We start from the raw sequence: 12407 nt of genomic DNA on the forward strand, positions 1-12407 counted from the left end.
GGGGAAGACCCGCAAGGGCGGGATCGGCCATGACCATAGGTCAGGGCCGTGCCACGCCGCCGCCGCAATCGGCGCCCCCGATGCCCGGGCAAGGACGGGACAGTCCAGCTCAGGGAGGTCGAGATGAAACACGAGACCATCGAGGATCAGGCACGCCCCTCGCTTTCACGCCGCCGGTTGCTGCAGGTCGCAGGCGCAGGCGCTTTGACAGCAAGCGCTGGCACGGCACTCGCGCAGGCGCCGGCCGGCCCGGCGGCGCCGCCGAGCACGGTGACCAGCCCGCCGCGGGATTTCAGCCGGCACGGCGCCCCGACGACCTATTTCTGGGATCCCGACGTCATCGCGGTCGATCCTTCCTTCAATGGTCTCGCCCAGCCCAATGCGCCGATCCAGCGGCTCTGGACCGGTGCGCTCTGGAGCGAGGGCCCGGCCTGGAACGCGCAGGGGCGCTATCTGGTCTGGAGCGACATCCCCAACAACCGGCAATTGCGCTGGCTCCAGGACGATGGCCGCGTCAGCGTCTTCCGCACACCGTCCGGCAACAGCAACGGCAACAGCTTCGATTACCAGGGGCGCCAGCTCTCCTGCGAGCATCTCAACCGCCGCGTCGTGCGCTATGAGCTCGACGGATCGGTGACGATCCTGGCGGAGAAGTTCGACGGCAAGCGCCTGAACTCGCCCAACGACATCGTCGCCCATCCGGACGGCAGCTACTGGTTCACCGACCCGCCCTATGGCGGCCAGCTTTATGAGGGCGCACCCGACGCGGCCGGCGGGGCGAGCAACGCCAATGGCAAGATCAACCCGCGCCTCGGCCAGCCGCCCGAGATCGGCTTCTTCAAGCGCGAGCTGCCGACGAACTGCTACCGGATCGACCCGAGTGGCCGCATCGACCTCGTCGTCACCGAGCAACAGGTTCCGGACCCGAACGGCCTGTGCTTCTCGCCCGACCACAAGAAGCTCTATGTCGCTTCGACCGGCAAGGGCCCGGGCGATACCGGCCCGGGCGGCAAGGGCGACATCCACGTCTTCGATGTCGGCGCCGACAACAAGCTCTCGAACGGCAAGCTGTTCTCGGACTGCATGGTCGACGGGGTGAAGTGCGGGCCGGACGGCTTGCGCTGCGATGTCGAGGGCAATCTCTGGGCCTCATCCAATGCCGGGCGCGCCGTCGGCTATAGCGGCGTGCTGTGCTTCAGTCCGGAAGCCAAGCTGATCGGCCGCATCCGCCTGCCGGAAATCTGCGGCAACATCTGCTTCGGCGGCCCCAAGCGCAACCGGCTGTTCATGGCGGCGAGCCAGTCGCTCTATGCAGTCTACCTTGCGACGCAAGGCGCCGCGCCGGCGTGAGGGGCGCGGTATTCGCAGTCATTGCGAGGAGCGAAGCGACGAAGCAATCCAGGGAGACGAGAGCACTGCCGCCCCTGGATTGCTTCGCTCACGCTCGCAATGACGGCCAGCTCACACTCCGACGCGATCGGTACGGCCCTCACAGGAAGCTCGCGATCTCCTCCAGCGGCTTCTTGCCGATGGCGGGGACGACGCAGCCTTCGGCCGGATAGCCGACGACGAGCAGGATCAGCGCCTTCTCGTTGTCGGGCCGGCCGCAGAGCTGGTTGAGGAAGTTCATCGGCGCCGGCGTATGGGTCAGCGTCGCCAGGCCAGCCTGATGCAGCGAGGCGATCAGGAAGCCGGCGGCGATGCCGACCGATTCCGGCACGTAATAGTGCTTCACCTTGCGCCCCTGCGCGTCATGGCCCCAGCGCTGGGCGAAGATCGCGATCAGCCAGGGCGCACTCTCCAGGAAGGGCTTGTTCTCGTCGGTACCGAGATGGCTGAGCGCATCCAGCCACTCCTCGCCGGCGCGGCCGGCATAGAAGGCGCGCTCCTCTTCCTCAGCGCCCTCGCGAATCTTCCGCTTCAGCTCCGGATCGGAGATGCAGACGAAGGCCCAGGGCTGCTGGTTGGCGCCAGAGGGAGCCGTGCCGGCGGTGCGGACGGCCGCCTCGATCAGCTCGCGCGGCACCGGCCGGTCGGAATAGTCGCGCACCGTGCGGCGCTTGCGCATCGTCGTCAGGAAGGCTTCGGCGCGCGCCTGCCTCTCATCCTCGGGGCAGCCCTCGAAGGCGAGCGGCATGGTGGCGTAGACATTCATCGCTTTCCTCCTGACAGCTTCTTGCGGGAGCAGGATGCGAAAAAGTGGAATCCGGTTTTTCGCATGAATCCTGCTCCGATCGCCCATGCGAGCCTGCTTGCACAATAGACCATCCCGACCCGCCGCCCTATGGTCCCGCGCATGACGAACGCCAGCCCCGACCTGAAGCCCGGTGACCATCTCTTCCTGGTCGACGGCTCGAACTTCATCTTCCGTGCCTATTTCCAGTCGATCAACCAGGACCGGAAATACAATGCCCGCTCGGACGGGCTGCCCTCGGGGGCGGTCCGGCTGTTTGCGACCAAGCTGTTCCAGTTCGTCCGCGAGGGCGTGCTGGGGGTCAGGCCGACGCATCTCGCCATCGTCTTCGACAAGAGCGAGAACTCGTTCCGCAAGGAGATCTACCCGGCCTATAAGGGCAATCGCTCCGACCCGCCGCCGGACCTGATCCCGCAATTTCCGCTGATGCGCGAGGCGGTACGCGCCTTCGGGCTGATCCCGGTCGAGCAGGACGTCTACGAGGCCGACGACCTGATCGCGACCTATGCGAAGCAGGCCCGCGAGGCCGGCGCCGACGTGCTGATCGTCTCGGCCGACAAGGATCTGATGCAGCTCGTGCGGCCGGGCGTCGCCATGTACGACCCTGCCTCCGGCGATGCCAAGAAGGGCGCCGGCTTCCGGCCCGAGCGGCGCATCGGCGAGCCCGAAGTGGTCGAGTATTTTGGCGTCCTGCCGGACAAGGTCACCGATGTGCAGGCGCTCGCCGGCGATGCCACCGACAATGTCCCGGGCGCGCCCGGCATCGGCATCAAGACCGCGGCGCAGCTGATCGGAGAATATGGCGACCTGGAGAGCCTGCTGGCGCGGGCCGGCGAGATCAAGCAGCCCAAGCGCCGCGAGACCCTGACCAATCCCGAAGTGGTCGAGAAGGTCCGTATCTCCCACAAGCTCGTCACCCTGGTCGACGATGTCGCGGTCGAGACGCCGCTCGCCGACCTGACGCTGGCCCAGCCGGAGCCCGGCAGGCTCATCGCCTTCCTCAAGGCGATGGAGTTCACCACCATCACCAAGCGCGTCGCCGAGGCCTATGACGCCGATGTCGGCGCGGTCGAGGCCGATCCCGACCTCGCCCCGGGCGGTGCCCGCGCCGCCGCGCTCAAGGCGCTCTATGTCGGTGCCGACGGGCTCGAAATCGCCGCCGGAGCCGCCCCGGTTGCCGTGGCTGCGAGCGCGACAGCGGCCAATGGCGCCGCCGCGCCCGCCGGCGATGGCTGGCTGAAGCCGGCCGACCTCGCGCTGGCACGCAAGGACGAGGCGATCCAGCTCAAGGTCGACCGCTCGGCTTATGAATGCGTGCGCAGCCTCGCCGATCTGACGCGCTGGATCGGCTGGGCCTATGAGGCCGGCCAGGTCGCGCTCGACACCGAGACCAATTCGCTCGACGCGATGCAGGCCGATCTCGTCGGCTTCTCGCTCGCCGTCGCGCCCGGCAAGGCCTGCTATGTGCCGCTGCTGCATCGCGGCGGCAGCGATCTGTTCGGCGGCGGCATGCTCGAAGGCCAGATCCCGCTGACGGACGCAGTCGAGGCGCTGAAGCCGCTGCTCGCCGATCCCGGCGTGCTGAAGATCGGCCAGAACCTGAAATACGACCTGCTCGTGCTCGCCCGCCACGGCCTTGCCGTGGCGCCGGTCGAGGACACGATGCTGATCTCCTACGCCCTCGACGCCGGCAAGAACAATCACGGCATGGATCGGCTCTCCGAGCTGCATCTCGGCCACAAGACGATCCCCTATTCGGAGGTCGCCGGTACCGGCAAGGCGCAGGTCACCTTCGACAAGGTCGATCTGGAGAAGGCGACCGCCTACGCCGCCGAGGACGCCGACATCACGCTGCGGCTCTGGCGCGCGCTGAAGCCGCGCCTCGCCGCGGAAGGCAAGACCGCGGTCTACGAGGTGCTGGAGCGCCCCCTCGTCGCCGTGCTGGCCAAGATGGAACAGCGCGGCATCGCCATCGACCGCCAGATCCTGTCGCGGCTCTCGGGCGAGTTCGCCCAGTCGCTGGCAAGGCTGGAGGACGAGATCCATACGCTCGCCGGCGAGAAATTCACCATCGGCAGTCCCAAGCAGCTCGGCGACATCCTGTTCGGCAAGATGGGGCTTTCAGGCGCGCAGAAGACCGCGACCGGGCAATGGGCGACCGGCGCCGGCGTGCTCGAGGACCTCGCCGAGCAGGGCCACGAGCTGCCGGCCCGCATCCTCGACTGGCGCCAACTCGCCAAGCTGAAATCGACCTATACCGACTCGCTGCCCGCTTACGTGAATCCGCAGACCAACCGGGTCCACACCTCCTATGCGCTGGCGGCGACGACCACGGGGCGGCTCTCCTCCTCGGAGCCCAACCTGCAGAACATCCCGATCCGCACCGAGGCCGGGCGCAAGATTCGGACCGCCTTCGTCGCCGACAAGGGCAACAAGCTGATCTCGGCCGACTACAGCCAGATCGAATTGCGCATCCTCGCCCATATCGCCGAGATCCCGCAGCTCCGGCAGGCTTTCGCCGACGGCGTCGACATCCATGCGATGACGGCTTCCGAGATGTTCGGCGTGCCGGTCGAGGGCATGCCGAGCGAGGTTCGCCGGCGCGCCAAGGCGATCAATTTCGGCATCATCTACGGCATCTCGGCCTTCGGCCTCGCCAACCAGCTCGGCATCTCGCGCGAGGAGGCCAGCGCCTATATCCGCAAGTATTTCGAGCGCTTCCCCGGCATCCGCGACTATATGGACCAGGCCAAGACGACGGTCCGGGCCAACGGCCAGGTCACCACCATCTTCGGCCGCGTCTGCCATTTCCCGGCGGTCGCCTCGAAGAACCCGTCGGAGCGCGCCTTCGTCGAGCGCCAGGCGATCAACGCGCCGATCCAGGGCTCGGCCGCCGACATCATCCGCCGGGCGATGATCCGCATGGACGATGCGCTGGCCGAGGCGAAGCTCGATGCCCGCATGCTGCTGCAGGTGCATGACGAGCTCGTCTTCGAGGTGCCGGAACACCAGGTCGAGGCGGCGCTGCCGGTGATCCGCAGGGTGATGGTCGAGGCGCCGCATCCGGCCGTGCAGCTCAAGGTGCCGCTGGTGGTCGATGCGCGCGCGGCCGGCAACTGGGACGAGGCGCACTAGAGAAGCATTCGATCTGTGTGGATCGCGAGCCCGTCATTGCGAGGAGCGCAGCGACGAAGCAACCCAGGGCGGCAGAGCTCTGCATCCCCTGGATTGCTTCGCTACGCTCGCAATGACGGTTCAGTCAGATCGAAAGCCGCGCTAGGCGCGAAGGCTGCCGCTCCGGAACCTTCCCGGCTGCCTTCGCGTTTAGCGCATGAAGTGCGCCGGGGGGCGCCGAACGCGCGCTGGACCGTCGCCATGCTCAATGTATCCGCCTGGAAGCCCTTTCCGCGCTATATGGCGGAGCCGGAGGAGGAGACATCGGCCGGCAGCGATATCTCGCCGCAGGACCATGACCTCATCGTCCGCTATGCCATCATCGGCATCTTCGTCATCCTCGCCACGACGGCGCTTTATCTCACCAGGGTGATCTCGCTGCCGGTGACGGCCGGCGTGATCTTCGGCCTGGTGCTCGGGCCGCCGGTCGACGCGATGGTCCGGCGCGGCGTGCCGCAGCATCTCGCCGCCGCCGTCGTGGTGCTGCTCGGCGTCCTGGTGCTGCTCCTGCTGGTCGCGACCCTGACCGTGCCGATCGCCGCCTGGAGCGACCAGTTCCCGAAGATGGTCGCCGCGCTGAAGCTGAAGCTCGTCGGCGTGCTGGCCTTCATGGAGGAGTTCAAGCAGGTCGCCGGCGACCTCTCCGGCGATGACGGCGCCAAGGTCAGCGTCTCGGACGGCAACCCGCTGGTCTCGATCGCGATCTCCTCGACGGCCGCCGCCGGCGGCCTGCTGATCTTCGTCGCCACCGTCTATTTCTGGCTGGCGACGCGACGCGATCTCAAGGCGCGAACCCTGCGGCTCTGCCTCGGACGCGGGGCGCGCAAATCCGCCGGCGCCTTCTTCGAGGAGATCGAGACGCGTACCGCCCGCTATTTCGGCCTGGTGACGGTGGTCAATCTCGGCATGGGACTGATCAGCGTGGCGATCGCCTGGTTCGCCGGGCTGCCCTATCCGGTATTCTGGGGGGCGCTCGCCTTCTTCCTCAACTATCTCGCCTTCATCGGCCCGATCATCGTCGCCGTCGCCTTCTTCGCGGCCGGCCTTTTGTCCTCCCCGCACATCCTCGTCGCAGTCTGGCCGGCAACCGCCTACTACGTCGTCCATCTGATCGAGGGCAATGCGGTGACGCCAGTCTTCGTCGGGCGCCGGCTGACGATCTCGCCCTTCCTCGTCTTCATCTCCTTCATCTTCTGGCTCTGGCTCTGGGGGCCGATCGGCGCCGTGCTCTCGACACCGATCCTGCTCGTCGCGCTCGTGGCGCGCGAGGAGTTCGTGCAATACCGCCAGGCGATGCGCGAGCTTGAGCAGGCGGAAGGCGAGGGCGAGGGCGAGGGGGCGAAAGGCCAGCCCGCCGGAACCGCAACCGCCTTGGCGCGTTGAAGATTCGAGTTGCGCCATGCACGAGGCGCCGCAATGTAATTCCCGCACACCTGACCTGTAATTCCCACGCACCGAAGGAGCTTACTGATGGCCGCCACCTCCACTCCCGCCAAGCGTCAGGCCGCGGCCTCGGTCAAGCGTGCCAAGGACGACGTCGCCGAGGGCGCCGCCGAAGTCGCCGGCCGCGCCAAGGCGACCGGCCGCCGCCTCCGCGGCGAGGCGAGCGAGATCGAGGACAGCCTGGCACGCGGCGCCGAGGATCTGGCCGCAACGGTCAGCAACAGGCTCAGGGCGGTCGGCGTCGACACGGACAAGATGGTCGATGTCGCCAAGGAGCAGGCGGGTGACCTGCAGGATCTGATCGTGCGCGAGATCCAGGAGCGGCCGCTGCGGGCGCTCGGACTTGCCGCCGCGGTCGGCCTCTTCGTCGGCTTCCTTTCGGCGCGCTAAGCCAATGCTGGGGGGGATTCCGGCTCTACTCGCAAGCGAGGTCGGCGGCGCCGTGCGCCGCAACGCGGCCGTCTATGGCCTCTATCTGGCGGCAGTGTTGCTGATAGCATGCGCTGCCGGCTACGGGCTCGACGCCCTGCACACGGTGCTGGCGCTGCATTATGGCGCCGTCGCTGCCAGCCTGTGGATCGCCGGCGGGCTGCTGCTGGCCGCTGCGGTTGCCTTCGCCGCCGCTGCCTACATCAAGAGCCGGCGCCGGCCGAGCAAGCGCCTGGCGGCGGCCATGGCCGCCGCTCCGGTCGCCGCCAGCCTTGTCGGCAGCGGCAAGATCGGCTGGCGGGCCGGGCTGGTCGGCGGTCTCGTCGTGCTCGGCCTCGTCCTCGGCAGACAGCTGGCGCGGGGCCGGGACGACGAGGAGGAACATTAGCCCGACACGCCGTCTTTTCTGCCGCTACCGCAGCCGGCGCGCTTCCTGCGCGAGCCGGGTGTCTTGGCGCGAGCTGTCTTTTTACATTGGGCTATGACAGGCTAGCGTCTATTCAAGGTTCGATGAACGCCCAGGTGAACTCCCGTCCACACTGGCTGGTGCCGGCTTGGCCCGCTTTCGCGGCAAAATTGCGCACCGCCTCCTCGGCCGCGATCGCCATCGGCGTCGTGGCCATTGCCGTGGTGATCGCGGCCTGGATCAATCTTCAGGCGATCGAGGCCTCGCGGCTGGTCGCGAAGTCGATCGACATCCGCGAGCGCAGCGAGAGTTTCCTCAGCAAGCTGCTCGATGCCGAGACCGGACAGCGCGGCTTCCTGCTGACCGGCGACGAAGCCTATCTCGCCCCCTACAACGAATCGCGCTTCAACGTCCTGCCGGGTCTCGATGCGCTCGAGGGCCTGGTCGCCGACAATCCGGCTCAACTCGCGCGCCTGCGCCAGGCGCGCGAGTTGAGCCGGCGCAAGCTGGCCGAGATGAACACGACCATCACCCTGATGCGCGAAGGCAAGCGCGACGAGGCGCTGGCGGCGCTCCGGCAGGGCGACGGCAACCGCCTGATGCAGGAGCTGCGGGATACCGCCGGCGCGATCCAGGCCCAGGAGAACCGCCGGCTGCGCGAGCGCAGCCGGCGCGAGACGCGCCGGCGCATCTTCGCCAGCATCGGCATCCTGGTCGCCCTCGCCGGCCTCAGCTTCGTCGCCTGGCTGCAGCTCCGCAGCCGCGGGCGGCGCAACATCTTCCTGTCCAGCTCGAACCTCGAACTCGAGCAGCGGGTGACCGAGCGCACCCAGCAGCTCGAGAACGAGCGCCTGCGCATCGAATCGCTGCTGCGCGACGTCAACCACCGCGTCGGCAACAACCTCGCCATGGTCTCGGCGCTGCTCAACGTGCAGAGTCGCCAGACGCGCGAGCCGGTGGTGAAGCAGGCCCTGGCACAGGCGCAGTCGCGCATCCAGGCGATCGCCGCCGGCCAGCGCCGCCTGCGCCTCGACATCGAGGCCGACGAGGTCGACGCGCGCCCCTATATGGAAGATCTGCTGGACGAGATCGGCAAGCAGGCCGAAGGGCGGCCGATCACCATCGAGCTGGCGATGGAGCGGATCCGCCTGCCCGGGCGCGACGCCGTCTCCTTCGTCGTCATCATCAACGAACTGGTCACCAACGCCATCAAGCACGCCTTCCCGGATGGGATGGCCGGCAAGATCACGATCCGCCTGACGGAGAGCCCGGATGCGCCCGGTGGCCTCGTATTGGCGGTCGAGGACGACGGAGTCGGCATGCCCGCCGATGAGGCGACCGCGGGCCTCGGCAAATCGGTGATCAACAGCCTGCTACGCAGCATGCGCGCCAGGATGGAGACCGGCCCGCTCACGGCCGGCGCGACGAGGCCGGGCACGCGCATCGCGCTGACGTTCCCGAAACGGAGCGAGCCCGCCGACGAGGCTTCCGAATAACAAGGCGGAAGGGCGCCCCGCGCGGCGGCTCAATTGCCCTTGACGGCGCCCCAGACGAACCGGACGATCTCGCCGGTCGAGAACGGTTTGCGCACGAAGCGGATGTCGCGCAGTTCGGCTGGCACCTCGCTGGGGGCCGAGCCCGAGACGAAGGCGAGCGGCGTGCCGTTGGCGCGCAGGACGGCGGCGATGCCGAAGGTCTTGCCGCCGATCACGTCGATATCGAGAAGCGCGCAGGAGAGCGGGGTGTCGGCGGCGCGGCGCGCCTGCGACAGCGAATCGACGACGATCAACTCGGCCTGATCGCCGAGCTTCTCGCTCACCGCAGTCTCAATATCCATTGCGATGAAGGGATCGTCCTCGACGATGAGGATCCGGATATCGGACATGATCTCCAGGTTACCTTCCAACTTCACGACGCGGCTCCACACTAGTTTCTGCCTGTGAGCCGGATGAACGCCCTCTCGGACGATCTTGTTCCGATCTGACGTGTTTTCCGAGCAGAAACGTGTCGAATTCGACTTAAATTGTGCGCGTAAGGTTAGCAAAAGGTAATCGAAGCGGCGCTGCTCAGCGCCGGCGCGGCTTCCGCATCAGGTTGAGCTCGAAGGCGGTGACGCCCAGCGCGACATTGGCGCCGCGCTGCAGGGGCAGCGCCCTGGGCTCGAGCCGCACGTCCTGGTCGATCCCGCCGACCAGGGATGGGCCGCTATTGGCTGGCCGGGCATAGCGGCCGTTGAGCGCCCCCAAGGACGCCCGGGCATAGGGCCCGTAGACGCGCCAGGCGATCAGGCTGCGGCTGACCGACTTGGGATCGAGCGCGAAGCCGCGAATGATCCCGGCATAGACCTGCAAGGGACCGCGGCGTGGCCGGAAACGGCATTCGAGCGGGCGCTGCGTGGCGACGGCCTGGGCGAGACCGGTCCCGATCGTACAGGTCAGCCTGCCCGCCGGAGCCCGGCTCTGCGCCGCCGCCGGGGCCGCCGCGAACGAAAGCCCGGCCGCGGCGGCCAGCGCTACGATGGCGCCGATCAATTGTCCCATTGCGCTCCCCCCATATCCGAAACCTCGCCTGAACGCCCCAATCGCTCCACAGTTCCCGAATAATCCGGAACCTCAATCCGGTGCGCTGCGTTATGGGAACTGAGCAGTGGAAGCGCAAATGCCAAACCATAACAATCCGAATCGGGCACCGATCTTTCCCGCGCCGCGCCTGCCGCGCGATCTTCCGCCATTCTGGGAGCTCGAACAACTTCTGAGCGCGGGAAACGACCTCGAATCGGCCTTGCAAGAGCTCGGCCGCCGTCGCGAGGCTCTCAGCTGCGGCCGCGCCCTGCCACCGATGCTGGTGCAGGTGCAATCGGCCGGCTTGCCCTCGGGCATCTTCACGATCGCGTCATAATCGCCGCTCACTGGCAGAAGCGCGACGAACTCGCCCGGCGCTGCTGGATGTCGACGTGCAGGTGATTGGCGTGCGCGGCATCCGAGCCCGGCCCAAGAGCCGTCATGAAGGCGCCGCAGGCCGATTGCCTGACCGCGTCGAGGAAGCGGGTCTGGTCCAGACCGTCGGGCTTCTCCACCGAAACCGCCAGCCCACCCTGCTGCTTCTCGCCGCCCTGCCGCTCCTCGCCGAGCTCAAAGGCGAAGATGTCGAGGGCCCGGCCGGTCGCATGCTCGCTCATCGGCGTCTGCGATTGCCCGTTGCGCCGCCGGCATTCATGACCGCCGCCGACGCGCAGTGCGGTCAGTTCCTTGGCCAGCGCCCCGCGCGCCAGCGGCACCAGCGCCGTGTCGAACCAGACCGAGAGCGCACGCGCCATCTCGCAGCTGACGGTCGGCGGCGGCAGCAACCTGATCGCGCCCGCCCCGTCCGGCCGGCGAACGGCGAACGCCTCGACGATCACCGGTTCGACGACGGTGCAGCCCTCGGTAGCGAGCGTGGCCGATGGCGGCGCGGCGCGGACCTGATTGCCGGCCACGCCCGCGAGCGCGCTCAGGCAGGTGCCGGCGGCTTCCTCCTTCTCAGGTGGTGAAACGCTGGCCGGCGCCGCCGGCGGCTGCGGGGCGGGAGGAGTTGGGGTCGGAGACGGCGACGTTGCCGGCAAGCCCGGCGGGCGCGGTGGCGGGAGGCGCGTGGAGACTGGCCTGCCGGAAACCGCCTCCCGGGCGAGGGCAGCGGGGATCCCAACCGTGATGGCCGCGAGCAACCATATCGTCAGGGCCGCCAGCGCCAGGGCCATCGGCGTCCTGGCGACGCCGGTCCTTCGCCGAGGCAGGCCCCTCACGCGCCGAGCACCGCGTAGAACAGCGATGCCAGCGAAACCGCGGTAATCAATGCGGCAAGCAGGGCCATGACCATGCCGGTTCTCCTTCGCGTCGCCCGGACCGGGATAACGCGAAGCGGAGCGGGCTTGTTCCCGGCTCCGGCGCCAGAGGCGCTCAAGCCGCCTTGCGGCCGGCGCGGCGGTCGAAGAACAGCGCCTGGCTGATCGCCGCCTTCACCGCCTCAGGCTGGAACGGCTTGGTGATCAGGAAGGCCGGCTCGGGCCGGTCGCCGGTAAGAAGCCGCTCGGGATAGGCGGTGATGAAGATCACCGGCACGTCGATCGAAGCGAGGATCTCATTGACCGCATCGAGGCCGGAGCTGCCATCGGCAAGCTGGATATCGGCGAGGACGAGGCCCGGCCGCTTCTTGGCGACGAGCGCGATCGCCTCGCGATGGGTCCGCGCCACGCCGGTGACGCGGTGCCCGAGTTCCTCGACCATGGTCTCGATGTCGAGCGCGATGATCGGCTCGTCCTCGATGATGAGGACGTCGGTCGCGACCTGCTCGGCGATCTCCTGCCCGGCGGACTGGACCAGGGCGGCCGCATCGACTGTCGAGATCATCATGATCTCGCCGACCTCCTCGATCGGGAAGCCCTCGACCGTGCGCAGCAGGAAGGCCTGGCGCGGGCGCGGCGTCAGCGCCTCGAGATTGCGCTCCACCGCCGAACGCTCGACATCGCGCGGCGTCGGCTTGTCGTTGAGACCGACCGAGGACCAGAGCTGGAGGAACATGCGGTAGAGCCCGAGCCTGGGGCTGACGTCGCGCGGGAAGGATGCCGGATCGGCGACGAGCGCTTCCAGCGTTGCGACGACATAGGCGTCGCCGCTCGTCTGCGTCCCGCTCAAGGCGCGGGCGAAGCGGCGCAGATAAGGCAGATGCGGTGCGATTTCCGTGGCAATGGACATGGTTCGACCCCCGTAGAAAGTTGCCGGAACA

The 12407-nt window shown here is 68.0% G+C and carries 12 protein-coding genes; 7 read left to right on the forward strand and 5 right to left on the reverse strand.

The genetic code is table 11. The annotated features are described in order from the left end of the window. The first annotated feature begins 123 nt into the window (after nucleotides 1-123). Complete coding sequence (locus V6M56_RS01530) at nucleotides 124-1350, forward strand: SMP-30/gluconolactonase/LRE family protein (RefSeq protein WP_332680805.1); 1227 nt, start codon at nucleotides 124-126, stop codon at nucleotides 1348-1350. Between the two features lie 139 nt (nucleotides 1351-1489). On the opposite strand, the gene V6M56_RS01535 is transcribed toward V6M56_RS01530, so the two are convergent. Next, complete coding sequence (locus V6M56_RS01535) at nucleotides 1490-2155, reverse strand: nitroreductase family protein (protein ID WP_332680806.1); 666 nt, start codon at nucleotides 2153-2155, stop codon at nucleotides 1490-1492. 141 nt (nucleotides 2156-2296) lie between these two features. Between V6M56_RS01535 and polA the strand changes: the two genes are divergently transcribed. The 5 genes from polA to V6M56_RS01560 all read left to right on the forward strand — a co-directional run bounded on the left by polA (nucleotide 2297) and on the right by V6M56_RS01560 (nucleotide 9142). After that, a complete protein-coding gene (polA, locus tag V6M56_RS01540; protein ID WP_332680807.1) occupies nucleotides 2297-5329 on the forward strand; it encodes a DNA polymerase I in 3033 nt (1010 codons plus the stop codon). A 240-nt stretch (nucleotides 5330-5569) separates the two neighbouring features. Beyond that, on the forward strand, nucleotides 5570-6751 hold the full coding sequence (locus V6M56_RS01545; protein ID WP_332680808.1) for an AI-2E family transporter: 1182 nt from the start codon (nucleotides 5570-5572) through the stop codon (nucleotides 6749-6751). An 87-nt stretch (nucleotides 6752-6838) separates the two neighbouring features. Continuing rightward, entirely contained in the window at nucleotides 6839-7201 is a 363-nt protein-coding gene (locus V6M56_RS01550; RefSeq protein WP_332680809.1) for a glycine zipper domain-containing protein, read from the forward strand. 52 nt (nucleotides 7202-7253) lie between these two features. Further along, nucleotides 7254-7628 carry a hypothetical protein gene (locus tag V6M56_RS01555; protein WP_332680810.1) on the forward strand — a complete coding sequence of 125 codons (375 nt, stop codon included), beginning with the start codon at nucleotides 7254-7256 and terminating at the stop codon, nucleotides 7626-7628. A 134-nt stretch (nucleotides 7629-7762) separates the two neighbouring features. Then, nucleotides 7763-9142, forward strand: a complete 1380-nt coding sequence (locus V6M56_RS01560; RefSeq protein ID WP_332680811.1) for a sensor histidine kinase — start codon at nucleotides 7763-7765, stop codon at nucleotides 9140-9142. Nucleotides 9143-9171: 29 nt separating this feature from the next. Here the strand turns inward: V6M56_RS01560 and V6M56_RS01565 are convergent, their stop codons facing one another. After that, entirely contained in the window at nucleotides 9172-9558 is a 387-nt protein-coding gene (locus V6M56_RS01565) for a response regulator (protein WP_332680812.1), read from the reverse strand. Nucleotides 9559-9712: 154 nt separating this feature from the next. Next, nucleotides 9713-10186 carry a DUF992 domain-containing protein gene (locus V6M56_RS01570; protein WP_332680813.1) on the reverse strand — a complete coding sequence of 158 codons (474 nt, stop codon included), beginning with the start codon at nucleotides 10184-10186 and terminating at the stop codon, nucleotides 9713-9715. A gap of 106 nt (nucleotides 10187-10292) precedes the next feature. Here V6M56_RS01570 and V6M56_RS01575 point away from each other — a divergent pair, with 106 nt between their 5' ends. Continuing rightward, nucleotides 10293-10544 carry a hypothetical protein gene (locus V6M56_RS01575; protein ID WP_332680814.1) on the forward strand — a complete coding sequence of 84 codons (252 nt, stop codon included), beginning with the start codon at nucleotides 10293-10295 and terminating at the stop codon, nucleotides 10542-10544. Between the two features lie 7 nt (nucleotides 10545-10551). Here V6M56_RS01575 and V6M56_RS01580 read toward each other — a convergent pair whose 3' ends face one another. Together V6M56_RS01580 and V6M56_RS01585 are read right to left on the reverse strand one after the other, a co-directional pair. Next, nucleotides 10552-11382 (reverse strand): extensin-like domain-containing protein, encoded by an 831-nt coding sequence (locus V6M56_RS01580; RefSeq protein WP_332680815.1) that lies wholly within the window; start codon nucleotides 11380-11382, stop codon nucleotides 10552-10554. A 199-nt stretch (nucleotides 11383-11581) separates the two neighbouring features. Further along, nucleotides 11582-12376 carry a response regulator gene (locus V6M56_RS01585; protein WP_332680816.1) on the reverse strand — a complete coding sequence of 265 codons (795 nt, stop codon included), beginning with the start codon at nucleotides 12374-12376 and terminating at the stop codon, nucleotides 11582-11584. Between the last annotated feature and the right edge of the window lie 31 nt (nucleotides 12377-12407).

The sequence above is a fragment of the Allobosea sp. genome, from assembly GCF_036675845.1.
Taxonomy (GTDB): domain Bacteria; phylum Pseudomonadota; class Alphaproteobacteria; order Rhizobiales; family Beijerinckiaceae; genus Allobosea.

What these genes read in the sequence shown, in the direction of transcription:
- V6M56_RS01530 (WP_332680805.1), top strand. Translation starts at nt 124, where the DNA reads ATGAAACACGAGACCATCGAGGATCAGGCACGCCCCTCGCTTTCACGC.
- V6M56_RS01535 (WP_332680806.1), bottom strand. Translation starts at nt 2,155, where the DNA reads ATGAATGTCTACGCCACCATGCCGCTCGCCTTCGAGGGCTGCCCCGAG.
- polA (WP_332680807.1), top strand. Translation starts at nt 2,297, where the DNA reads ATGACGAACGCCAGCCCCGACCTGAAGCCCGGTGACCATCTCTTCCTG.
- V6M56_RS01545 (WP_332680808.1), top strand. Translation starts at nt 5,570, where the DNA reads ATGCTCAATGTATCCGCCTGGAAGCCCTTTCCGCGCTATATGGCGGAG.
- V6M56_RS01550 (WP_332680809.1), top strand. Translation starts at nt 6,839, where the DNA reads ATGGCCGCCACCTCCACTCCCGCCAAGCGTCAGGCCGCGGCCTCGGTC.
- V6M56_RS01570 (WP_332680813.1), bottom strand. Translation starts at nt 10,186, where the DNA reads ATGGGACAATTGATCGGCGCCATCGTAGCGCTGGCCGCCGCGGCCGGG.
- V6M56_RS01580 (WP_332680815.1), bottom strand. Translation starts at nt 11,382, where the DNA reads ATGGCCCTGGCGCTGGCGGCCCTGACGATATGGTTGCTCGCGGCCATC.
- V6M56_RS01585 (WP_332680816.1), bottom strand. Translation starts at nt 12,376, where the DNA reads ATGTCCATTGCCACGGAAATCGCACCGCATCTGCCTTATCTGCGCCGC.